Annotated in this window: 21 protein-coding genes and 1 tRNA gene; 19 read left to right on the top strand and 3 right to left on the bottom strand. The window is 56.5% G+C overall.

Features of this window, described 5'->3' with window-relative positions; translation table 11 throughout:
- Window positions 1-17: 17 nt before the first annotated feature.
- The 11 genes from MLC70_RS15880 to MLC70_RS15830 all read left to right on the top strand — a co-directional run bounded on the left by MLC70_RS15880 (window position 18) and on the right by MLC70_RS15830 (window position 10,709).
- Window positions 18-857 (top strand): phosphatidate cytidylyltransferase, encoded by an 840-nt coding sequence (locus MLC70_RS15880; protein ID WP_248185337.1) that lies wholly within the window; start codon window positions 18-20, stop codon window positions 855-857.
- An 8-nt stretch (window positions 858-865) separates the two neighbouring features.
- Entirely contained in the window at window positions 866-2,044 is a 1,179-nt protein-coding gene (gene ispC, locus MLC70_RS15875) for a 1-deoxy-D-xylulose-5-phosphate reductoisomerase (RefSeq protein WP_282448504.1), read from the top strand.
- A gap of 61 nt (window positions 2,045-2,105) precedes the next feature.
- The gene (gene rseP / locus MLC70_RS15870) at window positions 2,106-3,455 is read left to right on the top strand and encodes an RIP metalloprotease RseP (protein WP_248185335.1); all 1,350 of its coding nucleotides are present in this window, start codon (window positions 2,106-2,108) and stop codon (window positions 3,453-3,455) included.
- 43 nt (window positions 3,456-3,498) lie between these two features.
- Window positions 3,499-5,817 (top strand): outer membrane protein assembly factor BamA, encoded by a 2,319-nt coding sequence (bamA, locus tag MLC70_RS15865; RefSeq protein ID WP_248185334.1) that lies wholly within the window; start codon window positions 3,499-3,501, stop codon window positions 5,815-5,817.
- 46 nt (window positions 5,818-5,863) lie between these two features.
- On the top strand, window positions 5,864-6,361 hold the full coding sequence (locus MLC70_RS15860) for an OmpH/Skp family outer membrane protein (protein WP_248185333.1): 498 nt from the start codon (window positions 5,864-5,866) through the stop codon (window positions 6,359-6,361).
- Window positions 6,362-6,420: 59 nt separating this feature from the next.
- Window positions 6,421-7,446 carry a UDP-3-O-(3-hydroxymyristoyl)glucosamine N-acyltransferase gene (lpxD, locus tag MLC70_RS15855; RefSeq protein ID WP_248185332.1) on the top strand — a complete coding sequence of 342 codons (1,026 nt, stop codon included), beginning with the start codon at window positions 6,421-6,423 and terminating at the stop codon, window positions 7,444-7,446.
- A gap of 12 nt (window positions 7,447-7,458) precedes the next feature.
- Window positions 7,459-7,896, top strand: a complete 438-nt coding sequence (gene fabZ / locus MLC70_RS15850) for a 3-hydroxyacyl-ACP dehydratase FabZ (RefSeq protein ID WP_248185331.1) — start codon at window positions 7,459-7,461, stop codon at window positions 7,894-7,896.
- A complete protein-coding gene (gene lpxA / locus MLC70_RS15845; protein ID WP_248185330.1) occupies window positions 7,896-8,687 on the top strand; it encodes an acyl-ACP--UDP-N-acetylglucosamine O-acyltransferase in 792 nt (263 codons plus the stop codon). Before fabZ ends, lpxA begins: the two co-directional genes overlap by 1 nt.
- Before the next feature lie 16 nt (window positions 8,688-8,703).
- Window positions 8,704-9,888 (top strand): lipid-A-disaccharide synthase, encoded by a 1,185-nt coding sequence (gene lpxB, locus MLC70_RS15840; RefSeq protein WP_248185329.1) that lies wholly within the window; start codon window positions 8,704-8,706, stop codon window positions 9,886-9,888.
- Window positions 9,885-10,562 (top strand): ribonuclease HII, encoded by a 678-nt coding sequence (gene rnhB, locus MLC70_RS15835; RefSeq protein WP_248185328.1) that lies wholly within the window; start codon window positions 9,885-9,887, stop codon window positions 10,560-10,562. Before lpxB ends, rnhB begins: the two co-directional genes overlap by 4 nt.
- 70 nt (window positions 10,563-10,632) lie before the next feature.
- Window positions 10,633-10,709 (top strand) — tRNA-Met (locus MLC70_RS15830).
- Window positions 10,710-10,902: 193 nt separating this feature from the next.
- Here the strand turns inward: MLC70_RS15830 and MLC70_RS15825 are convergent.
- Window positions 10,903-11,160, bottom strand: a complete 258-nt coding sequence (locus MLC70_RS15825) for a helix-turn-helix domain-containing protein (RefSeq protein WP_008170359.1) — start codon at window positions 11,158-11,160, stop codon at window positions 10,903-10,905.
- A gap of 128 nt (window positions 11,161-11,288) precedes the next feature.
- On the opposite strand from MLC70_RS15825, the gene MLC70_RS15820 reads away from it, so the two are divergent.
- The 6 genes from MLC70_RS15820 to umuC all read left to right on the top strand — a co-directional run bounded on the left by MLC70_RS15820 (window position 11,289) and on the right by umuC (window position 16,425).
- A complete protein-coding gene (locus tag MLC70_RS15820) occupies window positions 11,289-11,522 on the top strand; it encodes a hypothetical protein (RefSeq protein ID WP_008170356.1) in 234 nt (77 codons plus the stop codon).
- The gene (locus MLC70_RS15815; RefSeq protein ID WP_248185327.1) at window positions 11,515-12,738 is read left to right on the top strand and encodes a tyrosine-type recombinase/integrase; all 1,224 of its coding nucleotides are present in this window, start codon (window positions 11,515-11,517) and stop codon (window positions 12,736-12,738) included. Before MLC70_RS15820 ends, MLC70_RS15815 begins: the two co-directional genes overlap by 8 nt.
- The gene (locus MLC70_RS15810) at window positions 12,725-13,678 is read left to right on the top strand and encodes a TraI domain-containing protein (RefSeq protein ID WP_248185326.1); all 954 of its coding nucleotides are present in this window, start codon (window positions 12,725-12,727) and stop codon (window positions 13,676-13,678) included. The genes MLC70_RS15815 and MLC70_RS15810 overlap by 14 nt, the downstream gene beginning before the upstream one ends.
- Before the next feature lie 157 nt (window positions 13,679-13,835).
- The gene (locus MLC70_RS15805) at window positions 13,836-14,378 is read left to right on the top strand and encodes a YqiA/YcfP family alpha/beta fold hydrolase (protein WP_248185325.1); all 543 of its coding nucleotides are present in this window, start codon (window positions 13,836-13,838) and stop codon (window positions 14,376-14,378) included.
- Window positions 14,379-14,683: 305 nt separating this feature from the next.
- Window positions 14,684-15,121 (top strand): LexA family protein, encoded by a 438-nt coding sequence (locus tag MLC70_RS15800; protein WP_248185324.1) that lies wholly within the window; start codon window positions 14,684-14,686, stop codon window positions 15,119-15,121.
- A 2-nt stretch (window positions 15,122-15,123) separates the two neighbouring features.
- The gene (gene umuC, locus MLC70_RS15795; protein WP_248185323.1) at window positions 15,124-16,425 is read left to right on the top strand and encodes a translesion error-prone DNA polymerase V subunit UmuC; all 1,302 of its coding nucleotides are present in this window, start codon (window positions 15,124-15,126) and stop codon (window positions 16,423-16,425) included.
- A gap of 23 nt (window positions 16,426-16,448) precedes the next feature.
- On the opposite strand, the gene MLC70_RS15790 is transcribed toward umuC, so the two are convergent.
- Both MLC70_RS15790 and MLC70_RS15785 read right to left on the bottom strand, forming a co-directional pair.
- Entirely contained in the window at window positions 16,449-17,783 is a 1,335-nt protein-coding gene (locus tag MLC70_RS15790; RefSeq protein ID WP_064226805.1) for an ATP-binding protein, read from the bottom strand.
- On the bottom strand, window positions 17,770-18,435 hold the full coding sequence (locus MLC70_RS15785) for a response regulator transcription factor (protein ID WP_022990681.1): 666 nt from the start codon (window positions 18,433-18,435) through the stop codon (window positions 17,770-17,772). Before MLC70_RS15785 ends, MLC70_RS15790 begins: the two co-directional genes overlap by 14 nt.
- Window positions 18,436-18,635: 200 nt before the next feature.
- Between MLC70_RS15785 and MLC70_RS15780 the strand changes: the two genes are divergently transcribed.
- A complete protein-coding gene (locus MLC70_RS15780) occupies window positions 18,636-19,169 on the top strand; it encodes a cupredoxin domain-containing protein (RefSeq protein ID WP_248185322.1) in 534 nt (177 codons plus the stop codon).
- An 84-nt stretch (window positions 19,170-19,253) separates the two neighbouring features.
- Window positions 19,254-20,228: multicopper oxidase domain-containing protein (locus tag MLC70_RS15775; RefSeq protein ID WP_248185321.1), on the top strand; the 975-nt coding region annotated here is incomplete at its 3' end.

Genomic DNA, 20,228 nt, shown 5'->3' with positions numbered 1-20,228 from the left:
AGACAGCGAACTCTATTGTGCTAAAAACCAGAATTATTACCGCGCTTATTCTTGCCCCTATTGCCATCGGCGGCATCTTTTTCCTGCCCCCGCTCGGCTTTGCGCTGTTTACCGGCGCCATCATCACCATTGGTGCCTGGGAGTGGGCGAACATGTCCGGACTGACGTTGCAGGGCAGTCGCGTGGGTTATGCGGCGGTTGTTGCTGCCGTCATGTTCGGCCTGTTGAATGTGCCAGCGGTGGCGGTGCTGTGGCTAGCCCTCGGTTGGTGGCTGGTCTGCTTCCTGATGGTCAGGCGCTACCCGGCCGGTTCGGATCGCTGGGGCGGCGTGCCGGTGAGAGCTTTGATGGGCTTACTGGTGTTGGTGCCAGCCTGGGTGGGTCTCAACCATTTGCGCACAGGTTCGCTGCAGTTCGGTGACGTTGCCAACAATCTTCTGGTGATTCTTTACGTGTTCTGTGTCGTGTGGGTGGCGGATATCGGCGCTTACTTTGCCGGCAGGGCGTTCGGCAAAGCCAAGCTGGCGCCTCGGGTCAGTCCGGGCAAGTCCTGGGCCGGAGTCTGGGGCGGTCTCGCCGCCGTGGCCGTGTTCGCGGTGGTGGTCAGTCAGGCGGCCTCTGCGCCCCTTGAACAGACTCTGTTGCTGGTAATTGCCAGCCTGGTTACCGGCTTCGTGTCGGTACTCGGCGACCTCCTTGAAAGCATGCTCAAGCGCTTCCGTGGCATTAAGGACAGCAGCCAGTTGCTGCCCGGACATGGCGGTATCATGGACCGCATTGACAGCCTGACCGCTGCCATCCCGGTGTTCGCGCTGATTATCACCCAGCTGGGCTGGCTGACGACGGGGCAGTGGTGAGCATCGTCATGCGCCATGTCACCATCCTCGGGGCGACCGGGTCGATTGGTCTCAACACCCTGGACGTGATCCGCCGGCATCCGGACCGTTTCCGCGTGTATGGACTGGCAGCCAATATCCGGGTAGAGGAAATGGCTGAGTTGTGTCGGGAATTCCGTCCACAGCGTGCGGTGATGGCCGATGCGGACGCCGCCGAGACTCTTGCTCAGCGTTTGTCAGATCTACCGGAAATCACCGTGCTTCAGGGCGAGGTGGGGTTGTGTGAGGTGGCGGCGGCAGAAAGCGTCGATACGGTGATGGCCGCGATTGTCGGCGCAGCCGGATTGCCGCCGACACTGGCTGCTGTGCGCGCCGGCAAGCGGGTTCTGCTGGCCAATAAGGAAGCATTGGTGATGTCCGGCCAACTGTTTATGGACGCCGTGACCGCGTCCGGTGCCGAACTGCTGCCCATCGACAGTGAGCACAATGCCATTTTCCAGTGCATGCCGGCAGACCGTGTGCGTGATCCACGGGGCGCGGGCATTACCCGAATTCTGCTGACGGCCTCCGGTGGGCCTTTTCGCAGCCACTCCAATGAGGACCTCAAAACGGTCTCTCCAGCCCAGGCGTGTGCGCATCCGAACTGGGCCATGGGCCAGAAAATTTCGGTGGATTCCGCCACGCTGATGAACAAGGGGCTGGAGCTGATTGAGGCGTGCTGGCTGTTCAATACTGATCCGTCGCGGATCGAGGTGCACGTTCACCCTGAAAGCATCATCCACTCCATGGTGGAGTACGCTGACGGTTCTGTGCTGGCGCAGCTGGGCAGCCCTGACATGCGAACCCCCATCGCCAATGGCCTGGCCTGGCCGGAGCGGATTGATGCCGGTGTGGCTCCGCTGGATCTGTTTGCCATTGGCCGCTTCCATTTCGAGCGGCCGGACCTTCACCGTTTTCCGTGTCTGCGGCTTGCAGCGGAAGCTTTCCACGCTGGTGGAACGGCGCCCGCGGTGCTGAATGCCGCCAACGAAGAGGCGGTGGCGGCTTTTCTCGCGGGCGACCTTGGTTTCACCGATATCCCCGTTATCATAGAGCGCACACTGGCCGCGACCGAGGTGGTAGCTGGCAGCAGCTTTGAGATCATCTTTGCCAAGGACGCCGAGGCTCGCCGGTTTGCGCGGGAACAGATAGAGCGGCTGGCTGTCTGATGTATCCCCGGCGCCATTCGTTTGGTAGATGGCCTGACCTGAAAATAACACCGAGAGCACTATGCACATAGTACAAACCATATTGGCGCTGGCTCTGACCCTGGGTATCCTGGTGACCCTCCACGAGTACGGTCATTTCTGGGTGGCCCGTCGTTGCGGTGTAAAGGTGCTGCGTTTTTCCGTGGGCTTCGGTAAGCCTCTGTTTTCCTGGTATGACCGCCACGGCACTGAGTTTGCGATCGCCGCCATTCCGTTGGGTGGCTATGTCAAAATGCTGGATGAGCGTGAGGGGCCGGTGCCTGACGAGCTCAGGGATCAGGCCTTCAACTCCAAACCGCCTTCCCGCCGGATTGCGATCGCCGCCGCCGGCCCTGTTGCCAACTTCCTGTTTGCCATTTTCGCGTACTGGTTGCTGAGCGTGGTGGGTTTCACCACGGTTGCGCCCATCGTCGGCGATGTGACGCCGGACAGCATTGCCGAGCGCATGGGTCTGGCCGAGGGCATGGAAATCCATGAAGTGGATGGGCATCGGGTCACGTCGTGGCGTGATATCAATATGCGGCTGTTGGAAAGGGCGGGCGAACACAGTAACGTGGTGGTCGCTGTCAGTGACGAGGGTCGGCGGGACAAATTGAGCACGACCCTGGATGGATGGCGCCTGCGGGACGATAATCCCGATCCGCTGGGTGAGTTCGGTGTGCAGCCCTGGCGCCCGGATATTCCGGCCGTGCTCGGTGAGATCGCCGGTGGTGGCCGCGCGGAAGCTGCAGGCCTGCAGCCGGACGATCGGATAATTGCCGTTGGCGGCGAGCCCGTGGCGAACTGGTTCGAGCTGGTGGAGGTGATCCGTAACTCGCCGGAGCAGACGCTGGACATCTCGCTGGAGCGGGGTGGTGAAATCATCAACGTGTCGGTCACACCGGAATCCCGAACCTCGGACGCCGGCCAGAACATCGGTTTCGTGGGTGCCGGCGTGGCCCAGGTGTCCTGGCCGGACGAAGTGCTCCGGGACGTTCAATACGGCCCGCTGGCCGCGATACCCAACGCCGTGAGTGAGACCTGGGCAGATACCCGCCTGACGCTGGTGGCGATCAAGAAAATGGTGACCGGGCTGTTGTCCCCGACCAATCTCAGTGGCCCGATCACCATTGCGAGGGTGGCCGAGGCGAGTGTCAGCTCCGGGTTTGAAGACTTTATCCGCTTTCTGGCTTACCTGAGTGTGAGTCTGGGTGTGCTGAACCTGCTGCCGGTTCCGGTATTGGACGGTGGACACATCGTTTATTACACCATCGAGGCGATTCGCCGGAAGCCGCTTTCCGAGCAGGTTCAGGCGCTTGGATTACGAATTGGTATGGCATTGATTCTCACATTAATGGTGTTTGCTCTTTACAACGACCTGATGCGGTTGTGAGAATTGCGGGCTCCTTACGCGCATTAACAGGCGAAATGACTGAATGAGACGTTCTCTTCTAGGTGTAGCTATCGGGTTGGCATTGGCCGGCACCGGCATGAGTTCAGCGTATGCTGACGAATTCACGGTTTCCGATATCGAGGTTGAGGGATTACAGCGGGTTTCCGCGGGTACGGTATTCTCTGCCTTTCCAGTCAATATTGGCGAGCCTGTCGATGAGGTCGAGCTGGCCGGAGCCATCAAGGATCTGTTCCGCACCGGTCTGTTCACTGACATTCAAGCCAGCCGCGATGGCGGTGTGCTGATATTGAATGTTCAGGAGCGGCCGTCCATTACCTCGATCGATATCGAAGGTAACAAGAATATTGAATCCGATATGCTGCTGGATGCGCTGTCCAGTGCCGGTCTTGAAGAGGGTCAGGTGTTCCGCAGGGCGACGCTTGAGCGTCTCGAGCTCGAGATTCTGCGTTCCTACATCAGCCAGGGCCGCTACAATGCGCGCGTCAAGGCCACCGCTGATGAGCTTCCCCGCAACCGGGTGGCGATCAAACTGGACATCAACGAGGGCGACGTTGCCGCCATCCAGCACATCAACGTCATCGGCAACGAGGATTTTAACGACGAGGAGCTGCTGGACCTGTTCGAGTTGCGCACCAGCACCTGGTGGAGCTCCATTACCAATGCTGACAAGTACGCCCGCGAGCGACTCAGTGGTGATCTCGAATCCCTGCGTTCGTTCTACCTGGACCGTGGCTACCTGGATTTCAACGTGGAATCCAGTCAGGTGTCGATTTCTCCCGACAAGAAGCAAGTGTTTATTGCCATTGCACTCAATGAGGGGCCTCAATACACCGTATCTGAGGTCCGGTTGCGTGGCGAACTGATTGTTGATGAAGACGAGCTGCGGGACCTGATACCGATCGAGGAGGGCGATGTGTTCTCTCGTTCCACTGCCACGGCGGTATCCGAGCGGCTGTCTCGCCGGCTGGGTCGGGAGGGTTACGCGTTTGCCAACGTTAATGCGGTACCAGAACCTGGCGATGACAACACCGCTGCGGTGACCTTTTTTGTGGAGCCGGGTAAGCGGGCCTATGTGCGGCGTGTCAATTTCAGCGGCAATGTCTCCACGCGTGACGAGGTGATGCGCCAGGAGATGACCCAGATGGAGGGTGGCGTAGCCTCCACGGATCGCATCGAGTTCTCCAAGACCCGATTGGAGCGGCTTGGCTTCTTCCAGACCGTGGATGTGGATACGGTCCCGGTGCCGGGTACCGACGACATGGTTGATGTCAACTACTCTGTGGTCGAGCAGCCCACCGGCAGCCTGTCTGCCTCGGTCGGTTTCTCCCAGGCGTCCGGGGTTATCCTCGGTGCCAATGTGTCCGAGAACAACTTCTTCGGCAGCGGCAAGCGGGTCTCATTCGGCGTCAACGTCAGTGATTCCATCAAGAGCGCCAACTTCTCCTATTCCGACCCGTATTACACTGTCGACGGTGTCAGCCGGGGCTTTAGCGTGTTTGCGCGGGAAACCGACTTCGAAGAGCAGGATATCTCATCCTATCTGCTGGACGAGTATGGCGGCCGCGTCACCTTTGGCTATCCGACAGACAACATTACCCGCCTCAACTTCGGCGTGGGCTACACCCTGTCAAAAATTCAGGAAGGCGTATTTTCCGCTCAGGAAGTCCGTGATTTCATCGCCGAGGAAGGCAATGATTTCAACAATTACTTCCTCTTCGGCTCCTGGCGTCGTAGCACGCTGAACCGGGGCGTGTTGCCCAGTGACGGTTACAGTCACTCGCTGTCTGCAGACGTTGCGGTACCCGGCAGTGATCTCACCTTCTACAAGCTGAGCCACAGGACGGACTTCTACCAGCCATTGAACGACAATCAGACCTGGGTGGTGCGTGCACGTACCGAGGTCGGTTACGGTGACGGCTACGGCGATCGTGACATCATGCCGTTTTATGAACATTTCTACGCCGGGGGCTATGGCTCTGTGCGGGGATACGAGGCAAACTCTCTGGGTCCGCGGGCAACCAACAGCCCGAACGATCTGTCAGATCCGGATCCGTTCGGGGGCAATCTGTTGACCGAGGGCAGTTTGGAGCTGATCTTCCCGACGCCGTTCGCCGGCGATACCCGTTCCATGCGCACCGCGTTCTTCGTGGATGCCGGTCAGGTATTCGATTCGGACCGGGACTTTGACCCGGCCGCCGACGAACTCCGGCTTTCTGCCGGTGTCGGTTTCCAGTGGATTACCGCCGTGGGCCCGCTGGCCTTCAGTCTGGCGCAGCCACTGAACGACAAGAGTGGCGACGATACCCAGATCTTCCAGTTCTCGCTGGGACAGACGTTCTGATCAACGGACGATAAACAAAAAAAGAATGAATCATAGGAGAAATAGCATGTTCCGCTTTGCAACGATGGCTGCCATGCTGGCGCTGACCCTTTCTTTCCCGGCGATGGCCGAAACCCGTATTGGCGTTGTTGATCTTCGTCAGGCGCTGTTTTCCTCCAACGAGGCAAAAACGTTCAGCGAAAGCCTGCAGCGGGATTTTGCCGATGATGAGGCTCAGGTGCGCGAGGCCCAGGAGGAAGCGCGGAAATTGAAGGACCGGCTCGAGAAAGACGGCGCGATGATGAATGAGTCCGAGCGCAACGAGCTCACCGGGCAATTCCAGGAGAAAGTGAAAGAGTTCAACTTCCTCAAACAGCGCCTCGACACCACCGTTGCCAACCGCAAGCAGGCGTTCCTGGAAGATGCCCGGCCCGATGTAGATGCTGCCGTCAAGGAACTGCTGGAAGAGCACGATCTGGACATGATTCTCCCGAGCGAAGCCGTGGTTTACGTGAAGCCGGAAATGAATCTGACCGATGAGCTGCTGAACAAGCTTAACCGCTGAACGAGCCTGGCATGGGCTGGCATCGGTTACACCGCCGGCCCTGACTTCTGGAGTACGTGATGACAGAACGTTGTTATCGGCTGGGCGACATTGCCGCCGAACTCGGTGCGGAGCTCAAGGGCGACCCGGAAACACCGATCCGTGGAATTGCTACGCTGCAGGCGGCGGTGCCGGGTCAGATTGCATTTCTGGCCAACGCAACGTACGGCAAGTACCTCAAGGACACGCAAGCATCAGCCGTGATCCTGTCCCCCTCGGTGGCAAACGAATCTCCGACCAACGTCCTGTTACTGGACAATCCCTACCTCGGCTATGCTCGCCTCAGCCATTGGTTCGACCCCTCGCCACGCCCGTCAGCCGGCGTTCATCCGAGCGCGGTGGTTGATCCTACTGCCCGCATTTCAGACTCGGCCTCCATTGGTCCCCAGGCGGTGATCGAGGCCGAGGCCGACATCGGTGACGACGTTGTGATTGGCGCCGGTTCCATTGTGGGCGCCCGCAGCCGCATCGGCAATCAGACGGTTCTGCGCCCCCGGGTCACTCTGGCGCACGACACGGTCGTAGGGCAGCGTTGTCATATCCTCAGCGGTGCCGTGATCGGCTCGGACGGCTTCGGCTTTGCCAATGAGCGGGGCGTATGGCACCGGATTGCGCAGATAGGCAGGGTGATCCTGGGTGATGATGTGGAAGTGGGTGCCAACACCACCATCGACCGGGGCGCGCTGGATGACACCGTCATCGGCGATGGCGTCAAGCTGGATAACCTGATCCAGATCGCCCACAACGTAAGCATTGGCGATCACAGTGCCATGGCCGCGATGGTGGGTATCGCCGGCAGTACCCGTATTGGAAAGCATTGTGTGTTTGGTGGCGCCTCGGGCGTGGCCGGGCATCTCGAGATTGCCGATCAGGTCCACTTGACCGGCATGACACTGGTGACGGGCGATATACGCGAACCCGGCGTGTACTCATCGGGCACCAGCGCAGACACGAACCGTCAATGGCGCAAGAACGCAGTTCGTTTTCGTCAGCTGGATGCCATGGCACGGAAGCTGAAAGAACTGGAAAAGAAATCCGAAGGCTGAGGCCGTTTAAAGATGATGTACATTGAAGAGATACTGGAATTTTTGCCCCATCGATACCCGTTCCTGCTGGTGGATCGGGTGACGGAAGTCGAGAAAGGCAAATCGATCAAGGGATTTAAGAACATTTCCTTTAACGAGCCATTCTTTACGGGCCATTTTCCCAACAAGCCCATCATGCCCGGAGTGCTGATCATAGAAGCGATGGCGCAGCTTTCCGGCATCCTGGGTTTTGTGACCGTTGAACGGAAACCCTCAGACGGCGTGATACAATATCTGGCTGGGTCCAGTAAGGTGCGCTTCAAGCGCCCCGTGGTGCCGGGAGATCGACTCTGCATGGAATCGACTTTCATCTCCGGCAAGCGCGGAATCTGGAAATTCGAGTGCCGGGCACTGGTCGATGGGGAAGTCGTCTGTGTGGCCGACATATTGACCGCTGAGAGAGAAGTTTGATGGCGACAAATGACTGGTCGGGTGTCCATCCTCAAGCGATTGTAGACCCATCAGCCAAACTGGCGGATAACGTCACCGTTGGGCCGTGGAGCTATGTCGGTCCGGATGTGGAAATCGGAGAGGGCACTGAAATCCTGTCCCATGTGGTCGTAAAAGGGCCGACCCGCATCGGCCGCAACAACCGCATCTTCCAGTTCTGCAGCATTGGTGAAGAGTGCCAGGACAAGAAATACGCAGGTGAGCCGACCACGCTGTTCATCGGTGATGACAACGTCATCCGTGAGAACTGCACCATCCACCGGGGCACCGTACAGGATCGGGGCGAGACCCGGATCGGCAGCGGCAACCTGTTGATGGCCTACGTCCATGTGGCCCACGACTGCACCGTGGGAGACAACACCATACTGGCCAACTGCGCGACCCTGGCCGGGCATGTGTCTGTAGGTGATCACGCCATTCTCGGTGGCGGCACCATGGTGCACCAGTTCTGTCACATTGGCCCTCACAGCATGGCAGCCGGCGGCAGTATCGTTCTCAAGGATATCCCGGCGTACGTGATGGCCAGCGGCCAGTCGGCGGCGCCTCATGGTATGAACGTGGAAGGCCTTCGCCGCCGTGGCTTCAGCAAAGAGGTGCTGCTGACCCTGCGTCGCGCCTACAAGACCATCTATCGTCAGGGCCTGACAACCGAGCAGGCTGTCGAGGAACTGGAAAAAGCCTATCCGGACGTGGTCGAAGTTCGTCCGCTGATCGAATCCCTTCGTGGTGCACACCGCGGCATCATCCGCTGACCGGGCCGGAGCGGTGATGGACAGTTCCAACCCTTCGGTCATCAGTGACCGACCCATAACGTTCGGTATTGTGGCAGGCGAGGCATCGGGTGACATACTCGGCGCCGGCCTGATTCGCTCGCTTCGCGCCCGCTATCCGCGGGCGCGTTTCGTCGGCATCGGTGGCGAGGAAATGGAAGCCGCGGGTTTTCACTCGCTGGTGCCCATGGAGCGATTGTCGGTGATGGGGCTGGTGGAAGTGCTGGGCCGCATCCGCGAGCTGTTCAGCATCCGCGGCCGGCTGATGGAGTACTTCCTGACCACGCCGCCGGATGTGGTTATCGGCATCGATTCGCCGGATTTCACCCTCGGGGTTGAGCGGCGCTGCCGTGACGCCGGCATTCCCACCGCGCATTACGTCAGCCCGTCAGTTTGGGCCTGGCGCCAGAAGCGTATCTTCAAGATCGCCAAATCCGTCAATCTGATGCTGACCCTGTTTCCCTTCGAGGCGCGATTCTACGAGGAACACGACGTGCCGGTCACCTTTGTGGGTCATCCTCTGGCAGACCGCATACCCATGGAGCCGGATACCCGCGGCGCACGCCGTGATCTGGGCCTGAACGAGGACCAGCCGGTGCTGGCCATCCTGCCGGGCAGTCGGGGTGGGGAAGTGGAGCGGTTGGGCAGCCTGTTTCTCTCCGCCGCACTGGAAATCCAGTCTTCCCGCCCGGATCTCCAACTGGTGATTCCCTGTGTGAACCGGGATCGGGAAAAACAGGTGCGGGGGCTGGTGCAGTCCCTGGACGTGGCGTTGCCGGTGACCATCGTGCGGGGCCGTTCCCGCGAGGTGATGGCCGCCGCCGATGTGGTGCTGCTGGCTTCGGGCACCGCCACCCTGGAAGCCATGTTGCTGAAAAAGCCCATGGTGGTGGGGTATCGCCTGAGTAACTTCAGTTACGCCCTGGTGTCCCGGCTGGTGAAAGTGCCCCACGTGGCGCTGCCGAATCTGCTGGCCGGCAAACCGCTGGTGCCGGAGTTGCTGCAGGACGACGCCACCCCCGAGACCCTCGGTGCCGCGGTACTGGAGCGCCTGGAGAACACTGAGGAACGGGCGCACCTGAAAGCCGAATTCACCAAACTGCACCACCAGTTACGGCAGAACGCCGATGAGCGCGCCGCCGATGCCATTTCCGCTCTGGTCGAGCAAAGGCGCGCCTCATGAGCAAACCACCGCTGCCGCCTTTTCACTGCCGCTATGATGGCACCTTGCTGGCCGGCGTGGATGAGGTCGGTCGCGGCCCGTTGATCGGTGCCGTCGTCACCGCCGCGGTGATCCTGGATCCCCGGCGACCCATTGCCGGCCTGGCCGACTCCAAGAAGCTCACGGAAAAACGCCGTGAGGCACTCTACGAGCAGATTATCGAAAACGCCACCGCCTGGTGCATCGGGCGGGCGGAAGCAGGCGAGATTGATCGCCTCAACATCTATCAGGCTACCATGGTGGCCATGGAGCGTGCGGTCGCTGGTTTACCGGTGCAGCCGGAATATGTGCTGGTGGATGGCAACCGCTGTCCGAAGTGGCACTGGCCGTCCGAGCCGGTCATCAAGGGGGACAGCCGTGTCGAGGCGATCAGCGCCGCATCGATCATCGCCAAAGTGGTTCGGGATCGGGAAATGGCCGAGCTCGATGCGCAGTTTCCGGAATACGGCCTGGCCCAACACAAAGGCTACCCCACGCCGGTGCATCTGGAAGCACTGAATTGCCACGGCGCCACCGTGCACCATCGCCGTTCCTTCCGGCCGGTTCAGGAAGCGATTGATTCCGTGGGGTTCTATCGGGAGCGGGCGGAAGAAACGATGCATTATCCCGCCGACCTGTTTGAAAATATCAATTGACAAAACCCAGGCCAATCCTTAACATACGCGCACGTTGATCGGGGGCCTCCCCGGTAAACAACCAGTTTGATGCGGGGTGGAGCAGTCTGGTAGCTCGTCGGGCTCATAACCCGAAGGTCGTAGGTTCGAATCCTGCCCCCGCTACCATATAGAAGAAAGGCAGATCAGTAACTTACTGGTCTGCCTTTTTTGCTTTCTGATCCTGAAATTTTCTCCGTGCCCTCATCGTGCCCTATGCGTGCCAATTTCCGATTTGGATATTTTGGCCCCTCTTCGTTGTTGACCGTAAGTCTTCTGGGGCACGGGGCATTAGCTTCTGCCCGCATGCCAAGAAAGAGAGTCACTTTTCGCCTTCAGATCCTTCCGACTCGTCCGAGACTTCCTTGATGTGCGTGATTAATTGCTCAACCGAACAGTCGAAATAAGTGCATAGCTTATCAATGTTGTCCGTCACTGTGCTGTGGCCGGGATGATTGATGATTTTCGACAGTGTCATCCTGTTGATGCCGGTGTCCTTAGCAATTTCACCAATAGTGATTCTTCGTTTCTCGGCAAATTCCTTATCTGCTATCAATTCCTTCAAATGGAAACGGATCATCTCTCTGCTCTTTTGATAAAAAAAGGTATCAAACGCCACTTGCAATTATCGCGATAGGGCGTATATTGATGATCAAGTGATAACAAAAGTTATCAACTGATCATTGATTGGCGAAAGGAGATGTTCTCATGAACAACACATACCTGACAACTGAAGAGCTATCAGAGCGTATCAAGTATGACCCCCGGACCATCCGTCAGTGTCTGAAAGACAGCGTCCTGTTGGAGGGTAAACATTATATCCGTCCATTTGGCGGCCGAAAAATCCTCTACATCTGGGAGATCATCGAGGAGGACATGCTCAGCATGGCTCAGAACAACCTGGCCATCCCGATGGCAAGCGGAGGTGTTTGTCATGGCTAAGGTACGTGCACGAGCCGATACAAAGAAGCTCTTTATTGATTTTCGGTACCAAGAAATACGCTGCAGAGAACAAACTTTGCTAAGCGACACTGTACGTAATCGTAAACAACTCGAAACATTGATCCAGCGAATGGAAGCCAAAATGTTAGTCGGGGATTTTGATTATGCAGAGTTCTTTCCGGGGAGCAAGAATCTCAAAAAGCTTGAAGAGGCAGGGGTTCTTTCCAATAAGCGCGGCGATGGTTTCGAGCAGTCGGAGTCTACTACCCCACGTTTCCCAGACTTCGCTGACCAATGGTTTGGCGAAAGCAAAATTCAATGGCGCAGCTCCCACGTCCGCAATGTGACCTCAATTCTTGAAAGCTCGCTCAAACCAGCGTTCAAGAACAAGCGAGTAGGAGAGATCACCAAGGCGGATATTCTGGCAGCCCGCAACAAGTTGGCTCGGCGGAAGGGCAGGGGGACTAGTGGTTTGATGGCACCCAAGACCATCAATAGCCACATGACCATTTTGCGGATGATTCTGACGGAAGCGGCGGAACGCTATGAGTTCGACAACCCTTATCGCAACATCAAGCCACTGAAGCTTCAGAAGGTTCACATTGAGCCTTTCTCGATGGATGAAGTCGACAAGATCCTCAAGCACGTCCGCGAGGACTATCGGATCTATTATTTGGTTCGCTTCTACACCGGTATGCGAACCGGTGAGGTGGATGGTTTGAAGTGGGAGTACGTGGATTTCGAGAAACGCGAAATTCTGGTTCGTGAAACGTTGGTTCACGGCCAGGCCGAGTACACAAAAACCGACGGCTCGCAGCGCGAGATCCCCATGTTTGGCCCAGTGTACGACGCACTTAAAGAGCAGTATGAGGCAACTGGGAAACTCAGTAAGTTTGTGTTTTGCAATCGACTTGGTGAATCGCTGGACCACAACAACGTCACCAAGCGGGTTTGGTACCCATTGCTAGAGTTGTTAAAGCTCAAAAAGCGTCGCCCTTACCAAACCCGGCACACCGCAGCCACCTTGCTGCTGGCCTCTGGCGAAAACCCGGAATGGGTTGCCCGCACACTGGGCCATTCGTCCACGGAGATGCTGTTCAAAGTGTATTCCCGATATATCCCGAACCTGACTCGTATGGATGGCAGCGCCTTTGAGCGCCTGATTCAGAGCCGGGTGATCGAAAACGACCAGGAGATGGGAAATGAAACTGAATGATCTGCGCCCGTTAATGGAAAAGACCTTCAAAGGCACCTACCGCCTGACTGGCCGCGTAGCCTGCTTCGACGATGACGGCATTCCATACCTAAAGTTGCGTCTTAGCAGCTGTAATAGCGACATCGTGGCACTGGCGGTAATTGGCTCTACTGAGATTCCAGAACATCTGGGTTACATGGATTTGGTCGCGGTCAAAGGTCAGGTGTGCGTCGGTGCGGAGGAAAGTGAGATTCTGCTTATCGATATCCGCCGCCCTTTGCAGGCAGACGTTGCTGGCTTACCAGTACTGCAAACGTTGCCACGGACGTTCTGCCCAAAGCCGGAGGCACTGGATCAGTTAGTTGCTGCGGTTCGGTCTTTGCGGTCAGCGTCATTACAGATGTTTATTAAGCGAGTATTGGAGCGCCGTGACAGGCTGGAAGTTTTTCTAAACGCTCCTGCGAGCAGAAATTATCATCATAACGAGCCCGGCGGGCTGTTGGCTCATTCCCTGGACGTTGCGAAGAACGTGCTGGTTATGACGGAGACCAATGAACCCGAAATGCCTCGGGAACTTCAGGAACTTGGTTTCGTTGCGGGATTGTTGCACGACATCGGCAAGACCTACACCTACGACAAGTGGGGGAAACCAACAGCAACCGCGAGGTTATGTGACCACGCCGACTTGACTCTGGAGGCCTGTGCCTACGGTCTGGCTTATCTCGACAAGAGAGACCCCGATGCGGCTCTTGCACTCAGGCACATTTGGACCTGTGCCTCGCCCGGCGCACGCTATGGTGTCAGCCCTGCCATGACGCTCGCCCGCTATGTTCGTGACGCCGATGCCCAGAGTGCCATGGCTGATAACCAGCGGAAGGCCTACCGAAAGCGCCAGCCAATGGGTTTTGGACGACTCGGAAACAACGTGTATTGGCGCCCATCGATCGAAGCTCATGGATGAGGCGGATGAAAAGTACAGTGAGGGGTGTGAGCACTGTGTGGCCACACCCCTTTTCTTTGTACTTCGGGGCGTAAGGACAGCGCTTCGAATAGGACGCAGGCATTTACCCACCAACGGTGCTAAGGTCAGGAAAAATATAGCGTCCAGGGCAAAGGCTATGCTGAAAACCTACTACCTCCACGGCTTCGCCAGCCGCTTCGATATCAACAGTGACAAACTGAAAACGCTCGCAAGACTTGGCCCCGTGTATGGTCACGACATCGATTACACTCAGGTCTCGGAAGACGTCATTGAAGATAGCCTGGACAAGCTGATGCAAGTGAACCCGGATCTTCTGGTTGGTACCTCAATGGGGGGATGGCTGGCGGGTATTCTGGGAGCCGAAACCGGCATTCCGTTTGTCGCCATCAATCCGGTGACGGATCCGGCTCACACTCTCAGGTCCTGGATAGGGCAGGGTGTGGATCATCAGGGGCAGGCCTATAAACTGACGGCTGAAGTGGTTTCTAGCTACTATCCCTTCACCCACTATGGCAGCGGGCTCGTGTTGCTAGATCAGGGGGATGAACTGCTTCCCTGGAACGATACCGTCAGAGCGCTTGGGGGTTATTTCCTGGTCTATAGCTTTGAAGGCGGCAGCCACCGGTTTGAGCACATGGAAGAAGCGTCGAAACTGATTCGCAAGCATGTGAATGATTAACGCCAGTGGGTGCTGGGTTTAACGGCAAGCTGACGGTTTTTCATTCGGTTTCGCGGCAGCCGGGTGCATCAGGGGTTGACCAACCAGATAACCGATCACTCCACCGGCCAACGCCGACACGGGCCCGATGAGGCCTCCCACCAAGCCACCAACAAACATCAGTACCACGCTTTTCATACAGACTCCTCCCGCCTTCCTGGCAGCTGCATTAGTCCAAGTATAGGGCATTGTGCCCAATGATGGGTTGACCTGTTGATATTGTCTCGCCAAAATACTGTATATTCAAACAGTATTCGGTGTAAAGCATGCCCTGCATTCTGCTAGGTGACTACGAATCTATCTCACGCCTGAACATCCCGATGTTTCTGGAACGGGTCTCTGCTGGCTTCCCATCGCCGGCGGAAGACTACGTCGAGAAAACCATCGATCTGAACGAGCTGTGTATTCAGCATCCTGCTGCCACGTTTTTCGTTAGGGTTCAGGGTGAGTCCATGATCGATGCGGGAATTTACCCCGGCGATGTTCTTGTGGTGGACCGGTCACTGAGAGCCAGGCACGGCGACACAATCATCGCCAGCTTGGAAAGCGAGATGACGGTGAAGCAATTACACATCACTCCGCCACCAGTGCGTCTCCTGCCGCGAAATGCTGCTTTCCAGCCCATTGTGGTTGAGGGTGACATGGTGATGGAAGTATTCGGGGTGGTCACTAACGTGATCCGTTCGCTCAAGCGGGGAGGGTAGAGGTGGCATCGGTTGGCCGAGTTCAGTCCGTATTCGCGCTGGTGGACTGCAATAATTTTTACGCCTCATGCGAGAAGCTGTTCCGTCCGGATCTGCGCAATACGCCTGTGGTCGTGCTATCCAACAACGACGGCTGCGTGGTCGCCCGCTCGAAAGAGTCCAAGGCACTGGGGATAACGATGGGCGTGCCGGTCCATCACATCAAATCGGAAATTCGTCGGTACGGTATCCAGGTGTTCTCGTCCAACTACACCCTCTATGGCGACATGAGCCGGCGGGTTATGACAACACTCGAAGGCCTGGCCCCACGAGTGGATGTCTATTCTATTGATGAGGCCTTTCTGGATCTCACCGGTATTGACCGGGTAGTGTCCTTCGAGGACTTTGGCCGAGCGGTCAAAGACACCGTGCATCAAAACGTCGGCTTGCCCGTCTGTGTGGGTATTGCCCCCACGCGAACACTGGCAAAACTCGCCAACCATGCCGCCAAGAAATACCCGGCGACCGGAGGCGTGGTGGATCTGACAGACCCCGCTCGGCAACGGCGGTTGATGGCTCAGGTACCGGTTGAGGACGTTTGGGGTGTCGGGCGAAAACTCAGTGTCAGACTTCAGGCTATGGGCATTGTCACGGCATTACAGTTAGCGGATACCCATCCGGCAACGCTCAGAAAACAGTTCTCTGTGGTGTTAGAACGCACCGCCCGGGAGCTCAACGGCGTGCCCTGTGTTCCGTGGGACGATGCGCCACCGCCCAAGAAGCAAATCATGTGCTCCCGATCTTTTGGTCAGCCCCTTCAGAAACTGAGCGACCTGGAAGAAGCCGTAGCGCACTTTGCGACCCGCGCGACCGAGAAGCTGCGGGGAGGCCAGCAGTATGCGGGAGAGCTGATGGTGTTCATCCGAACCAATCCGTTCAAGGCGACGGCACCGCAGTATTCACGCAGTGCCAGCGTGAAGCTCATCCAGCCCAGCCAGGACTCCCGGGTTATTGTGCAGCAGGCTCTGAACCTGCTTCGACCGATGTACCGGGAAGGATTTGATTACGCTAAGGCCGGCGTTATGTTGGGGGAGTTAGTGGAAGAAGCGGGGCTTCAAGAAGATCTCTTCCAGGCCGCCCCAGAGCAAGTGCCAGACAATGGTAGATCGGAACGCCTGATGGCGGTGATGGATGCCATCAACCGGAAATCCAGGGCTACGGTCTACATGGCCAGAGAGGCAGGGCCTGCGGCTTATGCGATGCGCAGGGGGCATTTGTCGCCGGCGTATACGACCTGTTGGGATGACTTGCCAAAGGTTCGTTAATAAACAAAAGCGAACATTCGAGTTTATCTTAATAATTCGATAGAAACGCGTAAACCGCTACAGGACTTAGTCGAAAAGCTGATTTTACCTTCATAGCGAGTCACTATATCTCGAACGATAGCAAGGCCGAGACCGTGCCCAGGTGTTTGCTCATCTAGCCGCAGACCCCTTTGGCCCAAACTGGCTAAATCCTTGTGATTAACCCCTGGGCCATCATCAGCAACAACTATTCGCTTGAAGCCGCTGCCTTGTTCCACAGAGAGCTCTACGCATCTCGAAGACCATTTGCCAGCATTGTCCAGTAAGTTGCCCAATACTTCATTAAGATCATGTTCTTCTATCGGCCATCGGCTGTCTTCAGGCAGAGAACTCGATAGTTCAAACGACTTTTCCGGATATAAACGACCGAGCATCCACAAAAGATCCCGTGCCTGTTTTATGGGGTAGGCGCTTTTCCCAATCTGGGGCCCTGCAAAACGGCTTCGACGCATTTCAGCCTCTAATTGCCTATCGATATCGCTTAGTCGCTCCACCATCTGGTGCCTAAGAGTAGTGTCGAGGGGACGTGTGTCGTCTTCCAGTATCTGCCGGACGGCTGCGATGGGGGTTTTGACGCTATGAGACAGGTTTGCGAGAGCGTCCCTGGAGCGCTCCAGTCGCTGATCTAAGGAGTCCAGCAACTGATTTAGTTGAAGAACCAGCGGGTGGAACTCCTCTGGCGACTGAACGTTGATTCGGGAGATCTCTCCGTCCTGGAGTCTTTTTAATGCGGCTTTGAGTGTGACAACCGGTCGCATGGACATCGTGATACCGAACCAGAGCACGGCGACCAAGAGCATAATCAACAGAACTGATACTACGGCGGTCCAGGCATGAAGTGCAGCTTGGCTGCGTTTCAGCGCACCCAGATCTTCAGAAACGATTACGACGATGGGTGTTTCACCGACCTGAAAAGACTTTCGGTAGGCGAGGATGTCTAAGGGAGTATCAGTGGTTTCGGCATCTTCTACGCGAACGGTTCCGTCTTCTTCGTTTTCAATCAGAGGCGTTAACAAGGGCTCCCAAGTATCGGGTGAAATGATGGTCTGTTCGGGTGTATGTATGGCAAAGGCATGATGAAAAACATCCTGGAAATAATCGCCCGTCTGGAGAGTGTCAACTTCACCATTCGCGTCGCGAATCTGGTGTTCAAGGAAAGCGACTTCATCTTTCAGTCGGCTTTCAACGAACTCCCGGGACATTCGGTCGAGTAGCAAACCATGGACCAACCACGCTACCCCCATTAGACCAATTCCGGCGGGCAGTAACAGCGCAAGCAAGGTTCCTTTTACGGACGCAGGCTTTTTAAGGAATCGCATTAAAAATGTACCCCTGGCCGCGTCGTGTTGAGATGGTTTCGCTGCCCACTAGCTTCCTTAACCTCCGAATATACGCCTCAATGACGTTTTCGCTCGGGCTATCATTCAAGTTGTAAAGCTGTTCCATTAGTTGTTCTTTGGAAAAGACGTGGCCAGGGCGGCTCATCAAACAACGTAGCAGCCGGAATTCGGTGCCGGTAAGTGTATGTTCCACGCCGTCGTCCATCTTGAGACTCTGGCGGTTTTCGTCCAGTTCAAAGCGGCCGGCTTTAACCTGAGCATGGACCCTTCCTTCACTTCGACGCACGAGTGCGTTGAGGCGTGCGATTAGCTCTTCTGTCTGAAAAGGTTTTGCCAGGTAATCGTCTGCCCCGGCTTTTAAGCCGTTAACCTTATCCTGCCAATCGCCTCTCGCGGTCAGAATCAAGACCGGACAGCTGACGTGATTCGTTCGCCACTTTCTCAATACGTCCAGCCCGTTGCCATCAGGTAGACCCAGGTCCAGAACAACAGCACGGTAATCCTCTTGCTCACCCAGAACGACGGCTTCTCGGGCACTGGGAGTTGTATCAACGCTGAAACCTGCTTTTCCCAACTGCCTGACCAGACCCTCAGCAAGCAAGCGGTCATCTTCGACGAGCAGTAAACGCATGAGTCTTTCCTTCTCTGTATGGTCCGCAGTCGAAAGTGTGACTGATTAACCTGAATTCAGCCTGAACGGAAAATAGTTCGAGTTTTTCAGAAAGAATTCAGGTTAGTGAGAGAAGGTAACAACCGATTCTGGACATTGCTCAAGATTGGGGCTCAATCCAGCAGTGTTTTCGCGATTTTTATTTTACAGAGGATAAAAAGATGAATGCATCAAAACTATTCGTAGCGGGTATGGCGCTTTCAATGTCGGCAACAGCGTTTGCGGCTGGCGCCCATGATGGTGGCCACGGGCACGGCGCTACAAGCGGTGAACCTGGCAAAGCGTCGGAGGCCAGCCGAACCATAACTGTCGAGATGTACGACAACTACTACGAACCCGAAGAAATCAGTGTAAAGCCGGGTGAAACCGTTCGCTTCGTGGTGGAGAACAAGGGAAACCTCGTCCATGAGTTCAATGTTGGCACTCCCGACATGCACGAAGCTCATCAAGAGGAAATGATGATGATGGTTGAGCATGGCGTCATCCAGGGCGGCAAGCTGAACCACGACATGATGAATATGGATATGGGGAATGGCCATTCCATGAAGCATGACGACCCGAACAGCGTGTTGCTGGAACCCGGCCAAAGCAAAGAAGTGATTTGGAAGTTTTCTGATAAAGGCAATATCGAATTTGCCTGCAACGTTCCGGGCCACTATCAGGCCGGGATGTACGGTGAGGTCAATTTCGAGTAACTCGCTTAACTGAGGTCCGCGAGCGCGGGGCTGAGACACGTTTCTCGGCCCGGCTTCAATGACGTGTAGTTTGGAGTAACACAGATGAAAACACGCTTTTTGACAGGGCTTTTGAGCCTGCTGATGCCAGCCATGGTTATGGCCGGTGAGTACGACCTTACGGTCGACCGGGTAAAAATTGATACCGGCGATTTTGTGAAGGAAGGCATTGGATACAACGGCGCATCTCCGGGACCGGTAATGCGTTTCAAGGAAGGCGAGAACGTCCGGATCAACGTGACCAACAACCTGGATGAGATGACGTCCATTCACTGGCACGGCCTGATCCTTCCTTTTAACCAGGACGGTGTGCCTGGTATCAGTTTCCCGGGCATCAAGCCGGGTGAAACCTTTACCTATGAGTTTCCTATCCAGCAGGCAGGCACCTACTGGTTCCACAGCCACTCTGGTTTTCAGGAGCCGGACGGCGCCTATGGTGCCATTGTCATCGAGCCCGAGGGCCGTGAGCCATTCCGCTACGATCGTGAATACGTGGTGCAGCTGACTGACAAGCACCCCCATTCCGGTGACCGCATCATGCGCAACCTGAAAATGATGCCGGATTACTACAATCGCGAGCAGCAAACCGTTGGCGAGTTTTTCTCGGACGTGTCAAAAAATGGCCTGATGAACACCGTCAGTGACCGTATGGCCTGGGGTGGCATGCGGATGATGAAAGCGGACGTTGAGGATATCCATGGCTTTACGGGCTTGATCAACGGCAAAGGCCCGGACCAGAACTGGACGGGACTCTTTGAGCCGGGCGAACGCATTCGGCTGCGATTCATCAACTCTTCTGCGATGACCTACTTCGACATCCGGATTCCTGGTCTGGACATGACGGTTGTCCAGGCTGATGGCAACAACGTTCAGCCGGTCAATGTGGACGAATTCCGGATTGGTGTGGCGGAAACCTACGATGTGATCGTTCGCCCGAGAGACAAGCAGGCCTACACCATTTTTGCTGAATCCATGGGGCGGTCCGGCTATGCCAGGGCAACGTTGGCCCCCGAAGAGGGT

Origin of the sequence: Marinobacter goseongensis (assembly GCF_023156235.1) — a bacterium.
GTDB lineage: Bacteria > Pseudomonadota > Gammaproteobacteria > Pseudomonadales > Oleiphilaceae > Marinobacter > Marinobacter goseongensis.
This window is presented reverse-complemented; position numbering and strand designations above follow the sequence as displayed.

Coding starts and splice junctions, on each gene's coding strand:
- rnhB (WP_248185328.1), top strand. CDS start 9,885: ATGAGCAAACCACCGCTGCCGCCTTTTCACTGCCGCTATGATGGCACC.
- fabZ (WP_248185331.1), top strand. CDS start 7,459: ATGATGTACATTGAAGAGATACTGGAATTTTTGCCCCATCGATACCCG.
- MLC70_RS15860 (WP_248185333.1), top strand. CDS start 5,864: ATGTTCCGCTTTGCAACGATGGCTGCCATGCTGGCGCTGACCCTTTCT.
- lpxA (WP_248185330.1), top strand. CDS start 7,896: ATGGCGACAAATGACTGGTCGGGTGTCCATCCTCAAGCGATTGTAGAC.
- lpxB (WP_248185329.1), top strand. CDS start 8,704: ATGGACAGTTCCAACCCTTCGGTCATCAGTGACCGACCCATAACGTTC.
- MLC70_RS15825 (WP_008170359.1), bottom strand. CDS start 11,160: ATGATCCGTTTCCATTTGAAGGAATTGATAGCAGATAAGGAATTTGCC.
- lpxD (WP_248185332.1), top strand. CDS start 6,421: ATGACAGAACGTTGTTATCGGCTGGGCGACATTGCCGCCGAACTCGGT.
- MLC70_RS15810 (WP_248185326.1), top strand. CDS start 12,725: ATGAAACTGAATGATCTGCGCCCGTTAATGGAAAAGACCTTCAAAGGC.
- ispC (WP_282448504.1), top strand. CDS start 866: ATGCGCCATGTCACCATCCTCGGGGCGACCGGGTCGATTGGTCTCAAC.
- MLC70_RS15815 (WP_248185327.1), top strand. CDS start 11,515: ATGGCTAAGGTACGTGCACGAGCCGATACAAAGAAGCTCTTTATTGAT.
- MLC70_RS15790 (WP_064226805.1), bottom strand. CDS start 17,783: ATGCGATTCCTTAAAAAGCCTGCGTCCGTAAAAGGAACCTTGCTTGCG.
- MLC70_RS15820 (WP_008170356.1), top strand. CDS start 11,289: ATGAACAACACATACCTGACAACTGAAGAGCTATCAGAGCGTATCAAG.
- MLC70_RS15785 (WP_022990681.1), bottom strand. CDS start 18,435: ATGCGTTTACTGCTCGTCGAAGATGACCGCTTGCTTGCTGAGGGTCTG.
- MLC70_RS15780 (WP_248185322.1), top strand. CDS start 18,636: ATGAATGCATCAAAACTATTCGTAGCGGGTATGGCGCTTTCAATGTCG.
- rseP (WP_248185335.1), top strand. CDS start 2,106: ATGCACATAGTACAAACCATATTGGCGCTGGCTCTGACCCTGGGTATC.
- MLC70_RS15805 (WP_248185325.1), top strand. CDS start 13,836: ATGCTGAAAACCTACTACCTCCACGGCTTCGCCAGCCGCTTCGATATC.
- bamA (WP_248185334.1), top strand. CDS start 3,499: ATGAGACGTTCTCTTCTAGGTGTAGCTATCGGGTTGGCATTGGCCGGC.
- MLC70_RS15800 (WP_248185324.1), top strand. CDS start 14,684: ATGCCCTGCATTCTGCTAGGTGACTACGAATCTATCTCACGCCTGAAC.